Source organism: Neobacillus niacini (genome assembly GCF_023715785.1).
Classification (GTDB): Bacteria; Bacillota; Bacilli; order Bacillales; family Cytobacillaceae; genus Neobacillus; species Neobacillus niacini_E.
In genome coordinates this window covers 256,046-278,763 of sequence record NZ_JAMBOX010000001.1, presented here as the reverse complement: position 1 = coordinate 278,763, position 22,718 = coordinate 256,046, and the positions used below count along the sequence as shown (strand labels likewise).

At 44.0% G+C, this 22,718-nt stretch carries 26 protein-coding genes and 1 riboswitch; of the genes, 21 read left to right on the top strand and 5 right to left on the bottom strand.

The genetic code is table 11. The annotated features are described in order from the left end of the window. Positions 1-97: 97 nt before the first annotated feature. Genes M3234_RS01405 through motA form a run of 3 tightly spaced genes read right to left on the bottom strand, consistent with a single transcriptional unit; the run spans position 98 to position 1,882 of the window. The gene (locus M3234_RS01405) at positions 98-274 is read right to left on the bottom strand and encodes a hypothetical protein (protein WP_262302963.1); all 177 of its coding nucleotides are present in this window, start codon (positions 272-274) and stop codon (positions 98-100) included. A gap of 43 nt (positions 275-317) precedes the next feature. Next, positions 318-1,043 (bottom strand): flagellar motor protein MotB, encoded by a 726-nt coding sequence (locus M3234_RS01400; RefSeq protein WP_262302962.1) that lies wholly within the window; start codon positions 1,041-1,043, stop codon positions 318-320. A 47-nt stretch (positions 1,044-1,090) separates the two neighbouring features. Continuing rightward, complete coding sequence (gene motA, locus M3234_RS01395; protein ID WP_262302961.1) at positions 1,091-1,882, bottom strand: flagellar motor stator protein MotA; 792 nt, start codon at positions 1,880-1,882, stop codon at positions 1,091-1,093. Positions 1,883-1,965: 83 nt separating this feature from the next. Between motA and M3234_RS01390 the strand changes: the two genes are divergently transcribed. Genes M3234_RS01390 through M3234_RS01375 form a run of 4 tightly spaced genes read left to right on the top strand, consistent with a single transcriptional unit; the run spans position 1,966 to position 4,491 of the window. Further along, positions 1,966-2,406 (top strand): YaaR family protein, encoded by a 441-nt coding sequence (locus tag M3234_RS01390; RefSeq protein WP_262302960.1) that lies wholly within the window; start codon positions 1,966-1,968, stop codon positions 2,404-2,406. Between the two features lie 30 nt (positions 2,407-2,436). Continuing rightward, positions 2,437-2,841 carry a flagellar basal body-associated FliL family protein gene (locus tag M3234_RS01385; RefSeq protein ID WP_262302959.1) on the top strand — a complete coding sequence of 135 codons (405 nt, stop codon included), beginning with the start codon at positions 2,437-2,439 and terminating at the stop codon, positions 2,839-2,841. Positions 2,842-2,868: 27 nt separating this feature from the next. After that, a complete protein-coding gene (locus M3234_RS01380) occupies positions 2,869-3,699 on the top strand; it encodes a flagellar hook-basal body protein (RefSeq protein ID WP_262302958.1) in 831 nt (276 codons plus the stop codon). Between the two features lie 15 nt (positions 3,700-3,714). After that, the gene (locus M3234_RS01375) at positions 3,715-4,491 is read left to right on the top strand and encodes a flagellar hook-basal body protein (RefSeq protein WP_262302957.1); all 777 of its coding nucleotides are present in this window, start codon (positions 3,715-3,717) and stop codon (positions 4,489-4,491) included. A gap of 54 nt (positions 4,492-4,545) precedes the next feature. On the opposite strand, the gene M3234_RS01370 is transcribed toward M3234_RS01375, so the two are convergent. Beyond that, positions 4,546-4,986 (bottom strand): PilZ domain-containing protein, encoded by a 441-nt coding sequence (locus tag M3234_RS01370; RefSeq protein ID WP_262302956.1) that lies wholly within the window; start codon positions 4,984-4,986, stop codon positions 4,546-4,548. A 348-nt stretch (positions 4,987-5,334) separates the two neighbouring features. Between M3234_RS01370 and flgM the strand changes: the two genes are divergently transcribed. The 6 genes from flgM to M3234_RS01335 all read left to right on the top strand — a co-directional run bounded on the left by flgM (position 5,335) and on the right by M3234_RS01335 (position 14,150). Continuing rightward, positions 5,335-5,598 carry a flagellar biosynthesis anti-sigma factor FlgM gene (flgM, locus tag M3234_RS01365; RefSeq protein WP_262302955.1) on the top strand — a complete coding sequence of 88 codons (264 nt, stop codon included), beginning with the start codon at positions 5,335-5,337 and terminating at the stop codon, positions 5,596-5,598. Then, on the top strand, positions 5,595-6,062 hold the full coding sequence (locus M3234_RS01360; RefSeq protein WP_262302954.1) for a flagellar protein FlgN: 468 nt from the start codon (positions 5,595-5,597) through the stop codon (positions 6,060-6,062). Before flgM ends, M3234_RS01360 begins: the two co-directional genes overlap by 4 nt. Positions 6,063-6,077: 15 nt before the next feature. Beyond that, entirely contained in the window at positions 6,078-7,526 is a 1,449-nt protein-coding gene (gene flgK, locus M3234_RS01355; protein WP_262302953.1) for a flagellar hook-associated protein FlgK, read from the top strand. A gap of 24 nt (positions 7,527-7,550) precedes the next feature. Then, positions 7,551-8,429 (top strand): flagellar hook-associated protein FlgL, encoded by an 879-nt coding sequence (gene flgL / locus M3234_RS01350; protein ID WP_262302952.1) that lies wholly within the window; start codon positions 7,551-7,553, stop codon positions 8,427-8,429. 202 nt (positions 8,430-8,631) lie between these two features. Next, complete coding sequence (locus M3234_RS29145) at positions 8,632-10,236, top strand: flagellin N-terminal helical domain-containing protein (RefSeq protein WP_285858183.1); 1,605 nt, start codon at positions 8,632-8,634, stop codon at positions 10,234-10,236. A gap of 86 nt (positions 10,237-10,322) precedes the next feature. Then, positions 10,323-14,150 carry an OmpL47-type beta-barrel domain-containing protein gene (locus tag M3234_RS01335; RefSeq protein WP_262302951.1) on the top strand — a complete coding sequence of 1,276 codons (3,828 nt, stop codon included), beginning with the start codon at positions 10,323-10,325 and terminating at the stop codon, positions 14,148-14,150. Between the two features lie 74 nt (positions 14,151-14,224). Here M3234_RS01335 and M3234_RS01330 read toward each other — a convergent pair whose 3' ends face one another. Further along, on the bottom strand, positions 14,225-14,896 hold the full coding sequence (locus tag M3234_RS01330) for a glucosaminidase domain-containing protein (protein WP_262302950.1): 672 nt from the start codon (positions 14,894-14,896) through the stop codon (positions 14,225-14,227). A gap of 126 nt (positions 14,897-15,022) precedes the next feature. On the opposite strand from M3234_RS01330, the gene M3234_RS01325 reads away from it, so the two are divergent. From M3234_RS01325 to fliE, 11 genes are all read left to right on the top strand, one after another. Next, positions 15,023-16,090 (top strand): flagellar hook-length control protein FliK, encoded by a 1,068-nt coding sequence (locus M3234_RS01325; RefSeq protein ID WP_262302949.1) that lies wholly within the window; start codon positions 15,023-15,025, stop codon positions 16,088-16,090. A gap of 15 nt (positions 16,091-16,105) precedes the next feature. Continuing rightward, complete coding sequence (locus M3234_RS01320) at positions 16,106-16,549, top strand: flagellar hook capping FlgD N-terminal domain-containing protein (protein WP_262302948.1); 444 nt, start codon at positions 16,106-16,108, stop codon at positions 16,547-16,549. A gap of 67 nt (positions 16,550-16,616) precedes the next feature. Beyond that, on the top strand, positions 16,617-17,447 hold the full coding sequence (locus M3234_RS01315; RefSeq protein WP_262302947.1) for a flagellar hook-basal body complex protein: 831 nt from the start codon (positions 16,617-16,619) through the stop codon (positions 17,445-17,447). A 62-nt stretch (positions 17,448-17,509) separates the two neighbouring features. Further along, positions 17,510-18,436, top strand: coding sequence for a flagellar motor switch protein FliM (gene fliM, locus M3234_RS01310; protein WP_262302946.1), 927 nt, complete (start codon positions 17,510-17,512; stop codon positions 18,434-18,436). Continuing rightward, positions 18,429-18,797 (top strand): flagellar motor switch protein FliN, encoded by a 369-nt coding sequence (fliN, locus tag M3234_RS01305; RefSeq protein ID WP_311315618.1) that lies wholly within the window; start codon positions 18,429-18,431, stop codon positions 18,795-18,797. The genes fliM and fliN overlap by 8 nt, the downstream gene beginning before the upstream one ends. A gap of 104 nt (positions 18,798-18,901) precedes the next feature. Beyond that, positions 18,902-20,461, top strand: coding sequence for a flagellar filament capping protein FliD (gene fliD / locus M3234_RS01300; protein WP_262302945.1), 1,560 nt, complete (start codon positions 18,902-18,904; stop codon positions 20,459-20,461). Positions 20,462-20,463: 2 nt separating this feature from the next. Beyond that, positions 20,464-20,814, top strand: coding sequence for a flagellar protein FliT (locus M3234_RS01295; protein ID WP_262302944.1), 351 nt, complete (start codon positions 20,464-20,466; stop codon positions 20,812-20,814). Between the two features lie 12 nt (positions 20,815-20,826). Further along, positions 20,827-21,207: a flagellar export chaperone FliS gene (gene fliS / locus M3234_RS01290; protein ID WP_311315617.1), complete on the top strand. Its 381-nt coding sequence runs from the start codon at positions 20,827-20,829 to the stop codon at positions 21,205-21,207. Between the two features lie 173 nt (positions 21,208-21,380). Then, positions 21,381-21,468, top strand: a riboswitch (cyclic di-GMP riboswitch). 99 nt (positions 21,469-21,567) lie between these two features. After that, on the top strand, positions 21,568-21,954 hold the full coding sequence (gene flgB, locus M3234_RS01285) for a flagellar basal body rod protein FlgB (RefSeq protein WP_262302943.1): 387 nt from the start codon (positions 21,568-21,570) through the stop codon (positions 21,952-21,954). 16 nt (positions 21,955-21,970) lie between these two features. Beyond that, positions 21,971-22,411, top strand: coding sequence for a flagellar basal body rod protein FlgC (flgC, locus tag M3234_RS01280; RefSeq protein WP_396953920.1), 441 nt, complete (start codon positions 21,971-21,973; stop codon positions 22,409-22,411). A 12-nt stretch (positions 22,412-22,423) separates the two neighbouring features. After that, the gene (gene fliE / locus M3234_RS01275) at positions 22,424-22,714 is read left to right on the top strand and encodes a flagellar hook-basal body complex protein FliE (RefSeq protein WP_262302941.1); all 291 of its coding nucleotides are present in this window, start codon (positions 22,424-22,426) and stop codon (positions 22,712-22,714) included. Positions 22,715-22,718: the final 4 nt, after the last annotated feature.

Here is a 22,718-nt window from a genome sequence, read left to right as displayed (position 1 = left end):
TATACTATTCAGAGCTTGTTTTTAAAATAAAAATCGTCATTTCTCGACAAATTTCTCACCCTTTCAAAAGCCATTGGAGACTCCTTCCTAGTAGGTCTCAATCCTCGGCAAGTTTGTGGGCAGCACCAGCATAGCACCGTGTTTTATGGTAAGAAATCTTTTTAGTGATTTTCCCTTTTAAATGTTGATCTAAGCAGCTTTCAAGAAGCTGTTCGTGATACCGCATCCGAAAGTAGTGCCACTCGTTTTTAATTTTGCACATAAATGAATTCATTCTGACTATCCACTCCCTTCACTTAAACAACCTAGTCCGTGTATTACTGTTCAGTTTTTAGAATAATGATGTCAACTCTTCGGTTAACTTGGCGGTGTTCGTCCGAATCGTTTGGGAAGATGGGCTTTTGTTCGCCGAATCCGGCAAATTGCAGTTTACCGGACGGAATGCCATTTCCCTCAAAAAAATAAAGCACGGATAACGCGCGCGCCGCCGATAGTTCCCAGTTTGACTGAAACCTATATCCGGTATACGGGACGTTATCGGTGTGACCCTCAATGCTGATCGGATTTTGCACACCTTTTATTAAATCAAGCAAATCACTGAGAATTGTCAACGAATTCCCTTTTAATTCATCACTGCCCGACTCAAACAAGATGACGTCTTTTAACGATAGCTTGATTCCCTTAGGCTCGTCCTGGATGGTGATGACATTCTCCAAACCCCGCGCTTCGATATAGGTTTGGATATCAGCCATCAGGCTTTGCAGCTTTTGATTTTCCTCAAGCTTACTTTGGCCGTTGCCGCTTTTATCGATTGGTTTTATGGCATTTGCCCCAGCGGTGTCCTCCAAAATCATGCTGCTGTCTTTCCCATTAATCGCCATATTCATCGAAATCATAATTTGCTGAAGCTTTTCTGTGTTAATGCTGCCAGAAGCAAACAGCACAATAAACAAGGCAAGCAGCAAGGTCAAAAGGTCCGAGTATGGAATTAGCCAGCTTTCGTCGATATGTTCCTCATGGTCTTGCAGCCTCCGCTTCTTCACCGGTCATACCTCCTGTAATCGAGTGCCTCCACTGGTCTCCTTCATCGTCATGCCGTTTCCGCCTGTTCACGAAATCCTTCCTCTTTCTTGCCCCGTGCTTTTGCAGGCAGGTATACGGTCATTTTTCTTTCGATTAATTTCGGGGTCAGACCTTCTTGAATCGCCATCAAGCCGTCAATCATCATGATTTTTAGGTCCTGTTCTTTTTTTGAAATGCGTTTCAGTTTGTTGGAAATCGGGTGCCATAGGACATAGCCGGTGAAAATCCCGAGCAGCGTAGCAATGAACGCAGCGGCAATCGAGTGCCCGAGCTTATCCATGTCCTGCAAATTTCCCAAGGCCGCGATTAATCCGACCACTGCGCCCAGAACACCCAGTGTCGGAGCGTACATCCCCATTTGACTGAAGATAAGACTGCCGGCCTTGTGCCTTTCTGCCGTAGCTTCTAGTTCGTCAAACAGGATTTCCTCCATTTGGCGGCGGTCACTGCCGTCGATAATCATTTCCAATCCATTTTTTAAAAATGGGTCATCGACCGATTCAGAGATATCCTCTAAAGCCAATACTCCTTCTCGTCTGGCAACCATCGACCATTCGACCATCATCTCGATGACCGCTTCCTTTGTCGGCAGCTTTGGTTCGGAAAAAGCGATTTTCAATAGGATTGGGAATTTTTTTAGTTCACTCAGCGGGAACGCGACGAACAAGGCAGCGATCGTTCCGCCAAAAATAATTAAAAAGGCAGCAGGGTTCGCAAGGGCCTCAAACGAAACGCCTTTTAGCACCATGCCAACACCGATAAAAACAATAGCTAGTACAAGTCCGATTAATGTCGTCATGATTTTTCCCCTTTTCTTTTTTCTAGTAAAAATTTATAATGTTTACAATTATCGACAATAACTGAGTTTGGCAGGTGTTCCCTTTGAAAGTCAGTCAAGGCTTTGGTGTCAGTAACGAAAAAATGTTTTTTCCAAAAGAAACAAAACAAGTCGATTCAGCCTCTTTTCAACAGATTTTGAAAGATACAAAAACCCAATTTGCAAAAGAGCATCTAACCACCCTCATGGACGGCATCCAAAAGCAGGGAGAACGATTAGTGCGCTCGCGAACCCTAGCCGATTTGCAGCGCTATAAAAAATTGATTAAAGTTTTTTTGCAGGAAGTGGTGAAATTTGGCCTCTCCTTAGAAGTAACGGCATCTTTTACGCCAATGAATAGGGGGAGAAGGCTAAAAATTATTAAAGAAATTGATCGGCAGTTGTTGGAGCTTTCACAGGGAATTTTGGAAAAAGAGGATGCAAATATTCGATTATTAGATAAAATAGGGGAAATCAAAGGTCTATTAATCGACTTGTATCTGTGACATTCGACACGGAGTAAAGGGTGAACACATGTGAAAAGATTTGTAATGATTTGCGCTATTCTTGCCGTGCTCTCTGCCGGTGGCCTATTTGGCTATCAATATCTCAAAAAGAACCCCGGTACCACCAAGGAAATGACGCTCGACCGGCTGGCCGAGCAAACGATTCAAACCGAGCCGATCAGCACCAATCTTAATTCCGACAACTTGATTCAGGTGCGGTTTTCGATTGAGCTAGATTCCAAGAAAACGAAGAAGCAGTCGGAAAAAGTGGTCCCAATCATTGAGAGCGATATTATCAAACTCCTTTCGCAATCGAACAAAGAAGATTTCAAGGACATTGCAAGCATTGAGCAGAAATTGAAGGACCGTCTTAATCAACGATTCTCCCAGGGGAAAATTATTAATGTTTACACGACGAAACTATTAATCCAGTAAATTTTTTACGAGAAAAGGAGAATGACAATGCTTAGAGGGATTGATACCGCCGCTTCCGGCATGATTGCGCTGCAAAGACGGCAGGAGGCGTTAACGAATAACTTGGCGAATATTGAAACGCCCGGCTATAAGAAAGTGGACTCCACGTTACGGGCCTTTCCTGAAATGCTGCTAGAGCGCATCAATGATTCAAAAAACAGCCCGAATCCGCCGGGCTATTCCTGGATTGGCTCGATGCAGCAGGGTGTTTATGTGCAGGAAAATATCTCGAGCTTTCTGCAGGGGGATTTAGTGAGTACGGACAACCCACTTGATGTCGCGATTAATGACAGGGCGATTCCACTGCAAAATAGCCAAAAACCAAGTTTGTTTTTTACGGTAACGAATGCTGCTGGGGAAACTCGCTATACCCGAAACGGTCGGTTTACGGTCGATGAAGCGGGACAGCTGCGGACGACGGAGGGGTTCGGCGTTTTAAACAAGGCTGGAAATCTGATTGAGATTGGCACTGGCGGAGATGTGTCGATTAGTGAAAAAGGGGAAATCATCCTGTTTCCGGATGATCCGGCGAAACGCCAGATCCTCGGCCAAATTGGTCTGGTGTTAATTGAAAATCCTAATGATTTGATCAAGGAAGGGAACGGAACCTTCAGGCTGGAAGGGGACACTCCGGCATTGTTGGCCGAATTGCCAGCTGGTGCCACGCTGCATCAGAAGATGATAGAAAAATCAAACGTTGACCCGACGATGACGATGACCAGCATGATGGAAAATGTCCGGCTTTATGAAGCGAATCAGAAGGTGCTGCAGGCCTATGATCGTTCACTGGAGCTGTTAAATTCAATTGGACGAGTGTAAAAAGGAGTTTGAACCATGAATACATCGCTTTATATTGCCACAAGCGGCTTAAACGCCTATCAAAAAAAATTGGATACCATTTCAAATAATATGGCCAATGCAGAAACAGTTGGGTTCAAACGAAGAGAGTCATCCTTCGAAGAAAATCTGGCGGTTTCCATCGAAAATCAAAAAGCTGTCCAACATGAGTTCGGCCGGGTGACACCAAATGGGATCCGCCTCGGTTTTGGCACGCATGTCAGCAGCTCACAGCTGGCGCTTGACCAGGGGGCGGCCAAAGCAACCGACAACCCCTTTGATATCATGATTACCGGGACTGGTTTTTTTCGGGTCGGTAATGGCGATGGTACCGAGGTTTTCTACACAAGGAACGGCGCCTTTCAACAAAGTCCAACCGGTGACGGCACCTATCGACTGGCGAATGCGGATGGCCGCTTTTTGTTGGACCAAACCGGCAGTCCCGTGGAGATTCCGAATGGGGTCGAATTTGCTGTGAGTGGGAATGGCATGGTTTCGTCTACGAACCAGCAAATTGCGATTGTCGATTTTGTCAATCCGCAAAAGTTGATTGGTGAGGGTGGTAATGTCTATCGGTTTACCGGGAATGCTGATGAGGTTTTAGTCAATACGACGTCAACGATTCATCAGGGCTATCTTGAAGGCTCCAATGTCAACTTGAGCAAAGAAATCACGGATATGATCACGACACAGCGCGGCTTCCAGTTCAATTCCAGATCCGTCTCCTTCGCCGACCAGATGATGGGGATTGCCAACGGGATTATTAGGAGTTAAGGGCGGGGTGCGCTTAAGTCCAAACAAAAAAAGAGCCGTCATGGCTCTTTTCTCTTATACAACGATCTTTTCTTTGCTTTTGTCCCAGAGCACCTTAAAAAGTGTTTGCTCCGTTTTCGGGTCCAGCGGGTTGAAATGGATTCCGTATTCAAACAAATCGTTTTCCAAAAGCTTTCGCCGTTTGATTTGTCCGGTTAACACAAAGAACTCGCCCATTTCAAATTCTACTGTTATTTCGTTGATATCCGGTAATTCCAGGTTTGAGTGAAGTTTCATCCCGGTAATGCTGATGTCCCGGATGGCCCCTTTGTAAACCGGCTGTTCAGATGCAGAATCGTGGAACCAGCAAACCTGATCCAAGAGACTCAGCCGGAATGCTGTCCGTCGATTCGGCTTTTTCGGCAGGGTTTTTGTTTTCTTTGGCGAAATGTTTTTTACTAATACCAAGATAATGAATATTGCCGCCATACATATGGCAAGGACTAAATACGTCATACTCTTCCCCTTATCTTTTTTCTCCAATATAAAAAATTTACCACCAAGCACGAAATATGAAAAGGGGGCTAAACACTTTTGGTGATTGGGCCGTTATTAGATTATATAGATTACTGGTTAGATACCGGCATCCACCTTCGCAGATGGCAGGGTTCAACTTGCGGTTGACAGCGCCCAACTTGCGGATACCGACGTCTAACTTGTGGATAGCAGCCTCCAACTTGCAGATAGCACCATCCAACTTGCGAATAACGGAGCCTAACTTGCGAATAAGCGCATCCAACTTGCGGATAACAATTTTCAACTTGCAGAATAGATATTTTTGAAAAAAGAAAGGAGCTGGTCGATATGAAAATTAATGATTTCAACCGGATTCAGGCGTATCAATCCTATCAAAATCATGTCAACAAAGCGCCGCAGGCGGACGTGAGCAAAAAGGTCCAAGTGGACAAAATCGAGTTTTCTCCGGCGGCACAGGAAAAAATCAGTGCAGAACGCGAAAAACGAATCCAGGAACTGAAGCAGCAAATCGAAAACGGCACCTACAAAGCAGACAGCGGCAAAATCGCCGAAAAGTTGCTGGAATCCTGGGACAGAGGGTCGGAAAAATGACATCGTCCGAGCCGTTAAAAACGATTTTACAAGAAATGATGACCGTTTATGAGAAACTGCTCGTAGTCGGAAAGGAAAAACAAGCAGCACTTATCAAGGGAGACTCCGAGCAGCTTCTTGCGATTTTTCCAAAAGAATCTGCGTTAATCAAAGAGATCAGCCAGCTTGAAGAACGACGCCAGCAGGAAACCATCGCTTACCAATCAAAGACATTGAGTGAGTTAATAGCGGAAGCAGCCGAAGAACGTGGCGAACTGCTAAACTATCAAACCGAACTCAAAGAAAAATTAGCAGCCTTAGAGCAGCAGAACCATTTAAACCGGCAGCTCATTGAGTCGTCCTTGCAGTACATCAACAGCATGCTCGGGCTATTCACACAAAAACAAGAACAACCGCTGACCTATTCGGCGAAACAGTACACGCCGTCAAACGCGTCAAGAAGCTTTTTCGACGCAAAGGTGTAACAGGGAGGATGCCAGATGACGTCAACATTTCACGGGATTGAACTAGGAAAACGGGCCATTTTTGCATCGTCCACAGCACTAAGTGTCACCGGCCACAATATCGCGAATGCCAATACCGAAGGATACACAAGGCAAAAAGCCATCACCGAAGCATCCAACCCGCTTACCTACCCGGGGATGAATGCCGGAAAAGGCCCGTATCAGCTGGGAACCGGTGTTGACACAAAGGAAATTACCCGCATCCGGGACTCTTTTTTAGATGGCCAGTTTCGTACGCAAAATGAGCAGCTCGGATATTGGAGTGTCAAGCAGGATACGCTTGCAAAAATTGAGCAGACGTTAAACGAGCCTACCGATAATGGTTTGCAGGCGGCGTTCGACCGCTTTTGGCAGTCGTGGGAGGATTTGTCGAAGGAGCCTGACAGTCTGGCGGCCCGGGCGGTGGTGCTTTCCAACAGTCAGGCGCTGGCGGATCAGTTTAATCAAATCTCAGATTCTATTGACAATGTAAGCCTTGATATAAAAAATAATATCACTACAAAAATGACCGAAATGAATAATCTGACCAAACAGGTTAGTGAGTTAAACACGCAAATCGCAAAAATGATCGCTTCCGGGCAGCAGCCCAACGATTTAATGGACAAACGGGATTTGCTGGTGGACCGGATTTCAAAAATGGCTGACATTCAAGTGAAGCCTATGGCCAATGGCATGGTCGATTTATACATCGGCCAGGAGTATTTGGTCAATGGGGACCAAAGCTTCTCGCTAACGTTTGACAGCGCCAGTAACCAGCCGAAGTTGAACGGGCAAAGCATTACGCTGAAGTCCGGAGAAATCGCGGGAATGGTGGAGTCGTTAACGCAAGACCTTCCTTCCTTTATGGCAAAAATCAATGAAATGGTAACGATGTTCAGCCAAGAGGTCAACAGCATCCATGCGGGCGTCAACGCGATGAACTTGGATGATATCCAAAATCGAAAAAATGACCCGACTGCCCCTCTTGAGCAAATTCCGTTTTTTGTGACCAAGGCTGGCAGCGGTTCTCCTACAACGGCTGGTGATATTACCGTTAATCCGTTGATTGTGGCTTCGCTAAATAAAATTGCAGCAGCACAAGCGGCAAACACTGGGGATGCACAAAACGCCAATATGCTGAATGATTTGAAATTTAAAGGCCTGTCTTTTTCCAATCAATCAGGCACGCTGAATAATTTTTACCGGACGATAGTCGGTGAAATCGGGATTAAAACGCAAGAGGCGATGCAAAAGGAGAATAACGCGGATTTGCTGGTGCAGCATGCAGAAAATCGGCGTCAATCCGTCTCCGGGGTTTCGATTGATGAGGAAATGATCAATATGGTTCGGTTCCAGCAGTCGTACAATGCCGCTTCCCGCTACATTTCCGTGATGGATGAAATTCTTGATAAATTAATTAATGGAACTGGGCGAGTTGGTATTTAATTTTTGAGCGGGGGTGAGTAAGTCATGCGGATTACACAAAAAATGCTGGGTGTGCAAATGATTCGGAATATCCAGCAAAATTATCGTTCGTTAAGTCAGTATCAGGAACAGATCGTATCCGGCAAGGCAATTAATAAGCCGTCGGATGACCCGGTGAAGTCGATTCAAATTATGTCCTACCGCTCGGCGCTGGTGGAAACCGAGCAGTTCAAGCGGAATGCCGAGGATGGGCTGAATTGGCTCGAAGCAACGGATAAAGCCTTGGACGACTTGACGCAGGTGATGCAAAAAGCGCGCGAGCTGACGGTTCAAGGCAGCAATGGCGTGAATAATCAGGAATCGGGGCAGACAATTGCAGTAGGATTGCGACAGCTGATTGGCGAAATCAGCGATATTGCCAACGCTAAAATCGGCGACCGTTTTTTGTTTTCTGGAACGGATACCGACACGGCCCCGTTTCAGGATGGGAAGTTTGTGAATAGCAATCCCAATCCGTTGTCATGGAACGTCGGCCAAGGCATCTACATGAACGTCAATGTGAACGGGACGGAAATTTTTGATTTTACAGCTGATGGCCTGAGTTTAATCGAAACGGTTGAAAAAATTGCCGGTGAACTGGAAGTGGGTAACAATCCCGAACAGCTCTTGGGCACATTGGATAAGCAGCTCAACAACCTTTTGGCCCACCGTTCTGTCGTGGGGACCAATGTCAACCGTCTGGAAATGATGGTCAATCGCCTGGATGAGACGGAACTGACAACCCAAAAAATCCTTTCGAAAGCGGAAGATGCCGATTTGGCAAAAGTTATCACTGACTTCACTACTCAGCAAACGATTTTGAATGCAGCGCTGTCGTCAGGTGCAAAGGCGATCCAGCCTACTTTGGTGGATTTTTTACGTTAATATAGTTTGGTTATAGGGGTGCCTCGTGGAATGCGGGGTGCTTTTTTTTATGTGTCGGCAGGAAATGTAAGTAGCCTATTTATTTTGAGAAAAAATATCGAAAAAACCTTCTCTAGCCACTCTCCACTCCGCAAATAATGTCGTTACTTATTAGTAGCAAGGTAATAACAAAACTTTTGAAAAAATAGGAGGAAAGAAAGATATGAGAATTAATCATAACATTTCCGCACTAAACGCTTACCACCAATTAAGTGCAAACTCAAACGCAGCATCTAAGAACTTGGAAAAATTATCATCAGGTTTACGTATCAACCGTGCGGCTGACGATGCTACTGGATTGGCAATCTCTGAAAAAATGAGAGCGCAGATCCGCGGTTTGGATCAGGCATCTCGTAACGCTCAAGACGGTATTTCCTTAATCCAAACAGCAGAAGGCGCAATGAACGAAACACACAGCATTCTTCAGCGTGTTCGTGAGCTTGCTAACCAAGCTGCCAACGGAACTTCGACAACACAAGACAAACAAAATATCCAGACAGAAGTTAACCAACTCATCGATGAAATCGACCGTGTTGCCAACGATACAGAATTCAACAGCTTCAAGATTCTAAACGGTGATATCTCAAAAACTGCTAAATTTGCTCAATCAACAGGAGGAGCAGTTGCAAATGTCGTTGCTTCTTCCACAGCAGCAGCAGGAACTACAACGGTAACAACTACTGGTCCTTTAGCTGCAGCGACTGCATCCATTTGGCAGACTGGCACATTAATGGATCATAATGGTACAACGCCTGCACAGGTTACTGGGGGAACTAAACTAACTAACCTAGGCGATGGCACTAGCAACTATGGTCTCCAAGTAGGAGATGAAATTTCTCTATCCGCAGTTGTTGGCGGCGAGGTGAAGAATTCAGTTTATGTGGTAACAGCTGAAAGTACTCTAGATGACTTTATGGCATCGGTTAAAAATACACTAGGTGCAGCATCTGTTTCAGTGGATACAGCTGGCGGTGCTGCTACAGCAGACGCAGATGCTTTAGGTCTTGACTTAGCAGCATCATCAGCTAACTCGTTGGTGATTACTGGACAATCCGGCGCTGCCAATGATATTAGTACCATTACGATCACAGCTTCATCATCAGAAGGAATTGTCCGTACTTCATTCAATCAAGAAATGAATGGCGGAACGAATGACGGACTTCAACAAATCCAGGTTGCCGGGAACAAGGATGACTTTATTGCGAAAGTAGATATTAACGGCGACGGTGCAGCGGGCAAAGGCGATGGCAGAATTGCAGTTCGTTCCAACTCTGTGGTTCAAGTTTCTAACCTGCAATTATCCTTTAACGACACTATTGCTACAGGCGATGTCTCTACGATAACAGTAGGTTCTGCCAACAACACCGTTTCCATCCATGTAGGTGCCAACTCCGGACAGACATTAGAAATCGGTATTAACGCAATGGATTCAGTGGCTCTTGGACTTAAGAAAGATGGTGTAAATATCTCGTTAATGAGTGAAGTTGGCGCTGAAAAAGCTTTAAATGTTTTAGATAAAGCGATCAGCACTGTTTCGTCTGAACGTTCTAAGCTAGGTGCTATTCAGAACCGATTAGAGCATACCATCAACAGCCTTGGAACTTCATCTGAAAACTTAACGGCTGCCGAATCTCGTTTAAGAGATGTTGATATGGCAAATGAAATGATGCAATTTACGAAAAATAACATTCTTTCTCAAGCAGCTCAATCAATGCTGGCTCAGGCTAATCAGCAGCCTCAAGGTGTGTTACAGCTTCTTCGTGGTTAAGAACTAGTTTTTTAAAATTGAAAAGAAGTCTCTTAAAAGAAGGGACTTCTTTTTAGGCTATCTATGAAAGATAAGGAGAATAGGGTATGCAAAAATTAAAGAAGAAACTTTCTTGGTTGGTCCTGGCTGTTTTACTATTGCAGTTATTTTCACCGATTACATCAGCATTAGCCGCCAGTATCCCGAATGCACCGACAAATGTGCGCTTTACTCTCGATGGGCTTGATAATGTCATTTTAAGATGGGACGCTGTTAGTGGAGCATCTGTTTATCGAGTCTATGAGATTCAAGGTGAAGCAAAAGTTCAATTAAGTCAAACTTCGAATCTAAATCGCTATTTTCCAAGTGTTTCAGCAGGGACTCATACCTATGCAATTACAGCCGCTAATAGTGCTGGAGAGTCGCAGTTATCAACTACGATCGAAGTTACGATTAAATATCCTGAAATGCAGCCGCCTAATGGAATGACATCAACTATTTATAACGGTAATGATGTATCGTTAAAATGGAATGCTGTTGAGTTTGCAAATGGCTATAAAATTTACGAAGTGAAAAATGGGCAAAGGGAATTACTTGCTACTTCGACCACGTTGAGCAAAACAATTACCAATGTTTCAGAGGGGCAGCATGAATACGCGTTAACCTCTTACAACGATAAGTATGGTGAATCAAGAGCAAGCTCCTTTGTTGTAAACGTTGTGTACCCGATTATGTCCGGGCCTGAAGGCTTAACGTCTTATATTTATGACGTTAATAATACAACGCTAAGCTGGAAAGAGGCTCCATATGCCGAATCCTATAATATTTATCGAATTGTTAATGGTGAAAGGGAATTTCTTGCCACTACGGTAAATATAAGACAATATATTTCGAACCTTCCTGAGGGAGAAAATGTTTTTGAAGTTACTTCCTATAGCTCCAGATTTGGAGAATCGAAGGAAGGCAGTAAAATCAATGTGCTAATCGATTATCCGGAAATACTTCCGCCAGATCAAATCAATTCCTATTTCTATAATGGAAATGATTTATTTCTGTCATGGTCATCCATAAAATATGCAACAAATTATAAGGTTTATCAAATTAATGGTGATCAAAAGGACCTCATTGCTACGACAACTAGTCGTTCTTACTATTTAAGCAATCTTCCTGAAGGGGATTATACGTTTGAAATTGTTTCAGTTAGTGACCGTTTTGGTGAATCTGCACCAAAGGAATATGATGTAACGGTTGATTTTCCTGAAATACAGGCTCCTAGGACTATCCTGAATATGGATACCGCAAATAGTGCAATTATTAGCTGGTCTTCCGTACCATATGCAAATGAATATGAGATTTATAAATTAATAGATGGCCAACCGACCCTAATTAGCACTACTACTAAAACGGGTTATATGGCTAAAGATTTAGAACAAGGCAAACACGAATATACAGTGGTCGCAAAATCCGACCGTTTCGGAAAATCATCCTACTCAAATGTTGTTGTGGCGGAGGTCGTGCCAGTATTACCAGCACCAGAAGCAAGTAAACCCGAAGTAAAAGGCGATAAGATAAATCTCTCATGGGAACCGGTAGAAGAAGCAGCTTCCTATAACGTTTATAAAGAAGTGGATGGCGAGCGTGTCCTTGTCGGAACAACAAAAGATCCAACCTATACAGTACCGACTCCTGAAGAAGAAGGCACCCACGAGTACTTGATCGTCCCAGTCACTCATGACGGAACCGAATCGATCGACTATGCAACCGTTACGGTTGATATCGAAAAAGCTTCCGATGTTACACCGCCTGTTACGGCTGCAGAGACAAATCTGGAGTGGTCAAAAGAGGATGTGGTAGTCACTCTTACTGCCACTGACGACTTAAGCGGCGTCAAGAGCACCTATTATTCCATTAACGGAACCGATTTTGTTGAAGGGACAAGCGTCACTCTTGATAAACAAGGTGTACACACGGTCTCCTTCTACAGCGTGGATAACGCCGGAAATGTCGAAAAAGTCAAATCAGTTGACGTAAAGGTCGATAAACAAGCTCCCGAAACAGTTATTAATACGAGTGTTTATTGGTATAACAAAGATGTGAATGTTGAATTAACCGCAACGGATAACCTGTCCGGAGTGAAGGCAACCTATTATGCTGTAAATGGTTCAGAATTTGCAGAAGGTACAAGCTTTGCTCTTGAAGAAGAAGGCGTGTACAGCGTTTCGTTCTATAGTGTTGACAATGTTGGCAACGTCGAAGAAGTGAGAACGGTCGAAGTCAAAATCGACAAGGAAGCACCGACAACCACTGCCAACACAACCGGCGACTGGTACAACCAGGATGTCGCAGTTGAACTGACGGCAGTTGACGATCTTTCTGGTGTCCATAGCACGTACTATTCCGTAAATGGCGCTGACTTCCAGGAAGGAACCAGCATTGTGCTTGATAAAGGAGGAGTCAATACGATTACCTTCTACAGTATCGACAATGCCGGAAATATTGAGGGAAAACAAACTGTCGAAGTGAAAGTAGATAAAAACGCCCCTGTAACTGTTAGCAATGTTGAGGATAAATGGTATACAGATGCAGTAAATGTTGAGCTAACCGCAACCGATGATCTAAGCGGAGTGAAAGCAACATATTACTCTATCAATGGCTCTGAGTTTGCGGAAGGCACTAGCTTTGTACTCGATAAAGAAGGTGTAAATCAAGTTGCTTTTTATAGCGTCGACAATGCTGGAAATATTGAAGAAAAACATACAATTGAAGTGAAAACAGATAAAGCTGCACCAACAACCGTAAGCAATGTTGAGGACAAATGGTATACCGAAAAAGTGAATGTAGAGCTAACCGCAACTGATGATTTAAGCGGCGTCAAAGCAACCTACTACTCTATCAATGGCTCTGAGTTTGTCGAAGGCACAAGCTTTGTTGTTGAAAAAGAAGGCACCCATACGGTTTCCTTCTACAGTGTTGATGCGGCAGGTAATGTGGAAGAGACCAAAACTGCAACAGTGAAAATCGATCAAACCGCGCCGACGATAAAAGCTGATTTTGCAAAGGATTATGCCCTTGGAGCCGTTCTAGATTTAAATTACCAAGCTACCGACAATCTATCCGGCATCAAAGAGACAATTGTGGAAGTCAATGGCATTGTGAACACCACTGGTAAAGTCACTCTTGATAAACCGGGGGTTAATACGATTAAAATTACAGCCGTCGATCATGCCGGCTTAAAAACGACTGTGACTAAAACCGTTTCCGCTTATATTAAGGCCACGATTGAAGTTTTACCGAAAGTAATCAATGGCAACAAAGGCGTGTTTACTGTTCAGGTCACGCTGCCGAAACCATATAGCTTTGCAAAAGTGGATTTATCGACAGCAGAAATAAACGGTGTCCCTGCCAATAACGATAGTAAAGGCTTAGAGAACCAAGCGAAAAAAGGCCAATTCAAATTCAACCGTGAAGATTTTGTTTGGGATGAGGAGGAAGAATATCTAGAGTTTCGCGCCATCGTTGACGGTTACCTTGTTGTCGGAAGCACGACCGTAAAAGTAATAAAAAAAACTAATTTGGGGAAAGAACCTTCCAAAAAACATAAAGAAGCCTCAATATGCCCCTTGAGGACAAATCCATTCAAAAATCGGGTGGAAGTGCCCTCAAAAAAGGCTCTTGAGGACAAAAAGCCCCATAAAAACGAGTGGAGGTGTCCTCAAATAGGGCACTTGAAAGCAGAATCATTTAAAAATCGGGTGGAAGTGCCCTCAAAAAAGGCTCTTGAGGATAAAAAGCCCAATAAAAACGAGAGTAAGTGTCCTCAAAAAGGGGTCTTGAAGACACAACCATCCAAAAAATCGGAAGAAGTGTTCTCAATAAGCTTGCTTGGGGACAAAATGCTCCAAAAAATGAAGAAAACTGTCCTCAACTTCAGATAAGACCTGTTTCACAAGCAAAAAAATAAAGAGGTTGCCCAAGATGATGTTCTTCAAAGGGGCAGCCTCTTCATAGGTTATGAAATTAACGAATAGTAAAAGTTGTTTACGCCTTTGACCCAATTGTTATTTAACCCGGTTGGGTCGTTGGCGGCGCCGACTGGGGCGTATTTCCCGCCAATTTTGGCAATGGTGTCGAAACCTTTATCCAAGTAATTTTTTCTTAAGTTCCGCGCCATATCGAAGATACTGTCGGCAACAGAATCATAGCTTCGCAGGCCATTTTTGCCCATCATCCCGGCGATATTATTTTTCTCGCTGGCTGCTCTGGATGAGCCGTTCCCGGTTTCGTGCATCGCAATGGAGGCGAGCAGATTGGGATTGATGTTATATTGTCTGCCGGCTTCCATGAAACTGGCACCCATGCCGGCTAACTTGCCTTTAAGCACGGAATCTAGCTTAGCACCCGAACTATCGGTGAAATCCAATGCCGCAGTAACATTGCTGCCAACTAGATGGGTATAATCTTTTATCATGTTAACCATCGAGGCATTACCAGAAACGATATTCCCGGTCGGAGAAGCTTCGCTAGCATTCGCAGACTGCCCGTTTAATAGGGCCTGCAGCATAAAGGTAAACATATCACCGTTTGGAACCGGAGTGGTATCCTTGCCGACAAGGCTCCTTGAAATTGAAAATAAGGCCATATTTTTAAACCAATCTGTGGAAATCGGATTATACGTCATCATTCATACTCCTGTAAATTGAAATCTATTCATATATTACTTTATATCGGCTAAAATGAAAATTTGATTAGTTACTAGACTATTTTTATTTTGAAAAATAGAACCTTTTGCTAGAAGGGAGCATCATTTGTGATTCCAGCCGCATCCATGAGCACAACCCAACAAATCATATCGGACAAAAGCAGCGATCAAAAAACGGATCAACCAAATGCCGCTGCGTTTATCGAGCTGTTGAATCAGTTGAAAAATGGGACGGGATCTAATACTGCCCAAGACCTTTTTTCACCCATATTGGCTGTTGAAACGGCGGAAACCGAACCTGCTCAAGAAGAGAGCCAAGAAATGCGGGAGGATCTGCTGGGCCTCATCTTCACCCAGCCTGATAACCTAACAGAGCTTCAAACCAAAGCAGTGACAGCTAAGGATCAAGTACCATTCGTGCAAAATAAAGAACCGAACATCCAGAAACCAGCAGCGGATGTTTTCAAGTCAATCGAAAAAATGGCGCAGGTACAAGAAAACCCGAATCAACAGCAAACCGTTGAAAAATCCGGCACTAACCAAACAGCTGTTACGAATCTTCTAAAACCGGGAACCGAGTCGACAAGCGCGCAACAGCCTATCCCGAAATTCGAGAACGAATTTGATTTTCAACGGCAGTTCCACGGAAAAGAGGTCATTTTTCAATCATTACATACGCCCGGACAGGAACCGGAGCAAACTTCCACTTCCCAATCATCGAAAATTACAAGGGAACAGTTTGTTACAGAGGTCATCGGGCTGTTGAAACATCATACAAAGTCCACCGAGTTGATGGAAGCGAAATTCTCTCTGACCCCGGAACACCTCGGCGAAATTGACGTAAAAATCACAATTGAAAAGGGGCAGGTCTTCGCTCAAATTACAGCTGAAACGGCTCACGGGAAAGAGATGCTGGAATCGCAAGTGTCAGTATTAAAAACCGCCCTGCAGCAGCAAGGGTTTCAAATCGATAAAATCGAGATTGCTCAAAGTGAAAGCAGCGGGCAAATGCCGCAAAGCGGTTTTTCCCAGCCGGAAGGAAAGTCAGGACAGGAGCAGCATCAGCGGCGTTTTGCCAACAAGAAGCCCAATCGTGATGAATTTTATCAAAGCCATACCACAATTGATACGTACCTTCATAAAGGGTCCGAGACCAGCATCAACATTCTTGCATAAAAGGAGATTAGCAACGTGCCAACTATCGATACTCAAACCCGCATGCAGACAGCTGCCGGCATGACAAGCAAACAAACGAAGCCAACGAGCGACCCGTTAGGCAAGGATGTGTTTCTTAAGCTCCTTACCACCCAATTGAAAAATCAGGATCCAACCCAGCCGATGGAGGACCGAGAATTTATTGTCCAGTTAGCGCAATTCAGCATGCTTGAACAAATGTCCAATCTGAATCAAGCCTTTAATCAATTCGCCCATTCGCAAACCGCCGACATCAGCCAGTATTCCCATATGATCAACAAGGAAGTATCCTGGCTGAATTCCGATACCGGCCTGACAGAGGGTGGCCAGGTGATCGGGGTGATCAAGAAGGGGACTCAATTTTTCTACCAAATAAATGACCAAGAGATTCCTGTAGAAACGATCGTTTCCGCGAAAGACACGTCATCGCAAAATGGATAAACGCAAAATATCGTTCCTGCAAAAAACAAAACAACTACCATAAAAATTTTACTCGGAGGTATGACAAATGCTGCGTTCATTAAATTCAAGTGTATCAGGGATGAAGGCGTTCCAAAATAAATTAGATGTGATTGGTAACAATATTGCCAACGTGAATACAGTCGGCTATAAGAAAAGCCGAATCATGTTTCAGGACGTGTTAAGCCAAACGGTCCGGGGCAGTTCTTCGCCGGTTGCCGGCGGTTCAGGTGGAACCAATCCGGTGCAAATTGGGCTCGGTGTGAAAACAGCGGCCATTGATACGATGCACACGCCTGGCAGCCCAATGACGACCAACCTTTCATCCGATTTATATATTGATGGAGATGGATTTTTCGTTGTTCAAAACGACAGCAATGCGAAATACATGACGAGAGCAGGAAACTTCACTCTTGACGGAGCAGGCAACCTCGTCAATCCGCAAGGCTATAAAGTGCTCAACTTCGAAGGAAATCCAATCCAAATCGATACGGATGTTTATGTTTCTTACACAATTGATTATAATGGGGTTATCAAAGGGGTCACTCCTGCAGGCACTTCCGATGAGATTACAACTCTAGGCACGGTGGTTGTCTCTAATCCGGGCGGTTTGAAAAAAGTGGGCGGTTCCTTGTATGAATTAACAGGCAATGCGCAAATGAATAATGATTTTACCGCACCACGCATTGAGGACTTGATTGACAAGAGAGAATTTAATCATGCTGGTCAGATTGTTTCAGGCCAGCTGGAAATGTCGAATGTTGATCTTTCCGAAGAGATAACCGAAATGATTACTGCACAGCGCGGTTTTCAGGCGAATGCCAAAGTGATTACCGTATCCGATTCAATTTTAGAAGAACTAGTGAATTTAAAACGATAGAGTGTGAGGGAAAATAGCTTAGTTTTCCCGTTGCAGCTCTTTACGGCGGTGGAATCTACACGATGAAAGAAAGAATTGTTCAGAACAACCATGATGTGAAAGTCTATGATTTTAAAAAGGCGCTACGCTTATCAATGGAACAGGTGCGGGTATTAACGAGAATTCACGATAATTTCGCTTACCAGCTTGCGTCCGCGATTTCCACGCAATTACGAACCATTGTCCAGGTGGAAGTGGTATCGGTCAATCAAATGCTTTATGAGGAATTCATCAAGCAATTGCCGGCGTACACGATTTTAAACGTGTTTGAAACCTCCGAAAAGGGCCGGATGATCATGGAATTAAAGTCGAAAATGGCTTTTGCGATTATCAATCGTCTTTTAGGAGGCCGGGAGCTCGCAGTTTCTACTGAGGAAAAAGCCTCGTTAACACAAATTGAACAAAATATTCTTCATAAGCTCTTCGAAGGGTTTGTGGAAAATTTAAAGAAATCGTGGAAAGATCTCATGAATGTCGACATGAAGGTGATTGACATTGAAACCAATCCGCAGTTTTTGCAGGTTGCGATTCCCAATGAAACCGTGATTGTCATCGCGTTTACGATAAAAATCGGTGATATGACGGAGCAAATGCACATTTGTATCCCGTACATTATTCTTGAGCCGTTTTTGCCGAAGCTATCATCCTATCAATTGTTTTCACCCCGCAGTCATGCCAAGAACAAGCAGGAATCAAAGTTGTTAAAGTCTAAAATTGAAGGGCTGGAGATCCCGTTAAGCGTGGAATTGGGGCGCTCGAAGATTTCCATTGAGGAATTTTTATCGTTAAATGTCGGCGATGTCATCCAACTCAACCAGCTTTATGATGAACCGTTAAAGGCGATGGTCGGAAAAGAAGTGAAATTCTTGGTCAAGCCGGGGGTTAAAAAGACGCGGCTGGCAGCGGAAATTGAAACTGTTGTAGAAAAAGAGGGAAAAAAACATGAGTAACGATGGGAAAATTTCACGAGAAGAGCTTGAAGCTTTATTAGGAGAAAATCAATCGAAGACGAAGCCATTTGTTTTTCAGGATTTGCCCGATGAACCCGAAAAGAGTGAAGAAGAATCGGTCAATTTGAATATGCTCATGGATATTTCATTAGAGCTTGTGGTGGAGCTCGGCCGGACGAAAAAGAAAATTAACGAAGTGCTGGAGCTTTCGCAGGGTTCGATTATCGAGCTGGACCGCGTATCGGGCGAGCCGGTCGATGTCCTGATTAACGGCAAAATTGTCGCCAAAGGCGAAGTCGTCGTCATCGACGATTATTTCGGTATCCGCGTGACCGAAATTTTAAATAAAACGATTAATTAACCGAAAAAAGGCCGATATCAGGCCTTTTTTTATTCCAAAAAACTAAACACTACTGTCGAAAATGCCGTTAACCAATATAGATAAACGATCGGAGGCTTCGCTTTATGATTAGTAACGATCTGCGGTTTTCCGGATTGGCATCTGGAATGGATACCGAATCGCTCGTGGCCAAATTAATGAACGCGGAAAGAATCCCGTTAAATAAAGTCATCCAAAATAAGACGGTAACTCAGTGGAAAATGGATGCCTATCGCGATGTAAACACAAAATTTCTTGATTTGCGCTCCTCGATGGAGGCGCTCAGATTACAATCTACCTTTCAGCAGAGCAAGCTTACTTCATCGGATGCGAATAAGCTGGAGGTTTCCTTATCCGGTCAGCCGAGCAGAAGTGAGTACGTGATTTCCGCTGCCAAACTGTATCAGCCGGGAACTCCTTCCTCCGTTAAATTTGCCGCAGCGGGAGTGGCGAATGATAAAACAGAATTGGGTACCGGGAAGGGCTTCAGTTTTACCCTAAATAACGAAACAATTGAACTGAACGGCACGGACACGATTCAAAGCTCACTGACGAAAATCAATGCCCTGTCCGCAAAAACAGGAGTCACAGCCAGCTATTCAAGCGGCGACAACGCGATTATTTTTACATCGAAGGACGCCGCAACGGGAATCAGCATCGCTAATCTGTCTAATGGGGCAAACCCATTCAATATCGCAGCCGGCACCATCAGCGGGTCGCAAAATGATTTTGCAGCCGGAAACTTATCAGGCGCCATCGGGAACTCAGGCGTCAACGCCACACCTGGAGAGGTTATCATTAACGGAACGCCTCTTACCATTACCAGCAACAAGTTTACGTACGATGGGGTGACCTTTAACCTAAAGACCGAAATTCCAGCAGGGAGCACGGTAACTATTTCGAAACGAGCCGATGTCGAGTCGATTTTTGACAGTATCAAAGGTTTTGTCGATAAATATAACGAAACGATTAAAGCGCTTCGCGACAAAACGACTGAAAAACGCGAAAAGGGTTTTGCCCCCTTGTTAGATGAGCAGAAGAAGGACATGAAGGAGAAGGAAATCGAAATGTGGGAGGAGAAGGCCAAGAGCGGGATATTGGCCAGTGACCGGATCATCGCTTCCGCCCTTGATAAAATGCGGCAAACCTTATATGCCAAGGTTAGCGATAAAGACGCTGCCGTGATGAACAGCCAGTTTGATACGTTAGCGGAAATCGGCATTGCGCCAAGCACCAATTACCGCGACAATGGCAAGTTGGTCATTGATGAAAAAAAATTAAAAGCTGCTCTTGAAAACAATATTGAGGATGTTGCTCGACTTTTTTCGAAAAAGCACGATACCGGCCCAGCTGCCAATAATACCGTGAACAACACAGAAGAGTTTCAAAATAGCGGAGTTGCATGGCGAATGTATGACCAGTTGAACGAGACGATGAAGGATATCACCAAGGCCGCTGGTTTTTCAAGTGATTCCTATTTATCAAAGGCCCTCAATCGGCTCGATCAGCAAATCGATTCCTGGGAGAAGCGGCTGCAAACGAAAGAAAGTTATTATTGGAAGCAGTTCACGGCAATGGAGCAGGCGATCCAAAAAGCGAATACCCAAAGCAGCTGGTTAATGCAGCAAATGGGCGGTGGAATGTAATCTTGCATCAACAAAAGCAGGCACTGTTGACTAAGTACCATCAGCTGACATTAAGACTATTGGCGGAGGTAACAGCTGAACAGATTACACAGCTGCTGGCAGAACGCCAACAATGCATTGAAACAATAAATGAACTTGACCAGTGCCATGGGAGCATTCTGGTGAACGGCGACATCCAAGAAATGCTCCGGCAAATCAAGCCTTTAGATCAAAAGCTCATGGAGAAATTAACCAAAGAGAAGCAAATTGCACTTTCAGCGATTCAGGCGGTCAAAAAAGAGAAAAACATCAAACAGCAGTACGGGGAGCCGGCGGTTGCTCCAAGTGGAGTGTTTTATGACAAAAGAAAATAAAAGGGTGAAAAGATGATGGCAGTAAACAACCCCTATCAATCCTACGAAAACAATCAGGTGTTATTTGCCAAAAAGGAAGAGCTGCCGCTATTACTGTATACCGGGGCCATTAAATTTATCCTTCAGGCAAGAATGGCAATGGAGAAAAAGGATTGGGAAAGAACCAATGACCGGATTATCCGGGCGCAGAAGATTGTCAGTGAATTGATGGTGACACTCGACATGGATATCGAAGTATCCAAGTCATTAATTCTCCTCTATGATTACATGAAACAAAGATTGATAGAGGCAAACACCAAAAAGGATGAGCAGCTGTTGCGAGAGGTGCAGAATATGTTGACAGAATTGCAGGAAACATGGAAGGAAGCTATGAAAATAGTAAGACCTACCTAACAATTTATTTGTTAAGTAGGTCTTTTTGATTATTTTTCAAAATCAAATGTGTAAATTTTTTGTGAAGTAGTTCTTTTTGGTTATTTTCCATTGTAATAAAAGTTAAATCATTGTAATATTAATTTCATAGGCAAATTTCGACATTTTTTATGCATTCCAAAGCGACAAACACAATCCGATAAAGGCAAACCTGGGGAAATCCAGCGACGCAAAGCTATAGGGGCTTCGATCAATTATTGATCATGCCAGCCAGTTACCGAAGAAGTCATAATCTACCCCATTAGACTATTCTTCGGAGTGGTCTTTTTTTTGTCGGTCAAATGAGTAGAAAAATATTCCAATGACGAAAAGGGGGAACACATGATGTTGCAAAACATTAATATCCTAAAGGGTGCTTTAGATGCTAGTGCCTTACGAAACAATGCGATTTCTAACAATCTCGCGAATGTAAACACTCCTAACTACAAACCTCAACAAGTCATCTTTGAAGAAATTTTAAAACAGGAGCTTTCGGGTTCTGGATTTGCCGGAACAAGAACGAACCAAAAACATATTCCAATCGGTACATCTGTACATAGTCAGCCTATGATGACCACCCAGCCGTACATAATGCAAAACAGCGGCAATGGAGTGGATGTTGATAGCGAAATGCCGGAATTAACCAAAAACTCCATCTGGTATCAAACCTTATCAACCCAAGTATCAGAACAATTAAATTTACTTAAAACAGCCATTAGAACCAGGTAGGTGAGTCGTCATGTCAATGTTTCAATCGTTAAACAATAGTGCCTCTGCCTTAACGACGCAGCGTTTGAAAATGGATACCATTTCCTCTAACATCGCCAATGCCACGACAACGAGAGGGCAGTTGGTGGATGGGGTATGGACACCTTATCGCAGAAAGATGGTCGAGGTGCAGGCAAACGGGACTGGGGGATCCCCGTTCAGTCAATTTTTAAATGATGAAATGAATGCGGGTGGTGTTAAGGTTTCAAGAATCGTAGATGACAAGACTCCGTTCCGTCCAGTCTATGACCCGACCCACCCGGATGCCGGTGAAGACGGCTATGTGCTGATGCCCAATGTCGATATCACAAAGGAAATGGTCGACATGATGAGTGCAACGCGCGCCTATGAAGCAAACATCACGGCCTTTAATGTAGGAAAAAATATGGCATTGAAGGCTTTAGAGATTGGTAAATAAGGAGATTAACCAATGAGAATTGATCAGCTGTTTTCGAATCCAACTGCATTTATAGGAAAAAATCAACCGACACAGACTGCTTCGACCTCTTTTTCTACGACATTGAGTGAGGCACTCCAGAAAGCTAATGAAACGATTGTCCAGTCGGAGAACATGACGGAAAAAGTGGCTACAGGGGAAATTAAAAATATTCATGATGTCACGATTGCTGCGCAAAAAGCACAAATCGCGCTGCAGATGACTACTCAGGTAAGGGACAAAGTCGTTGAAGCCTATCAGGAAATCATGAGAATGCAGGTATAGGTTA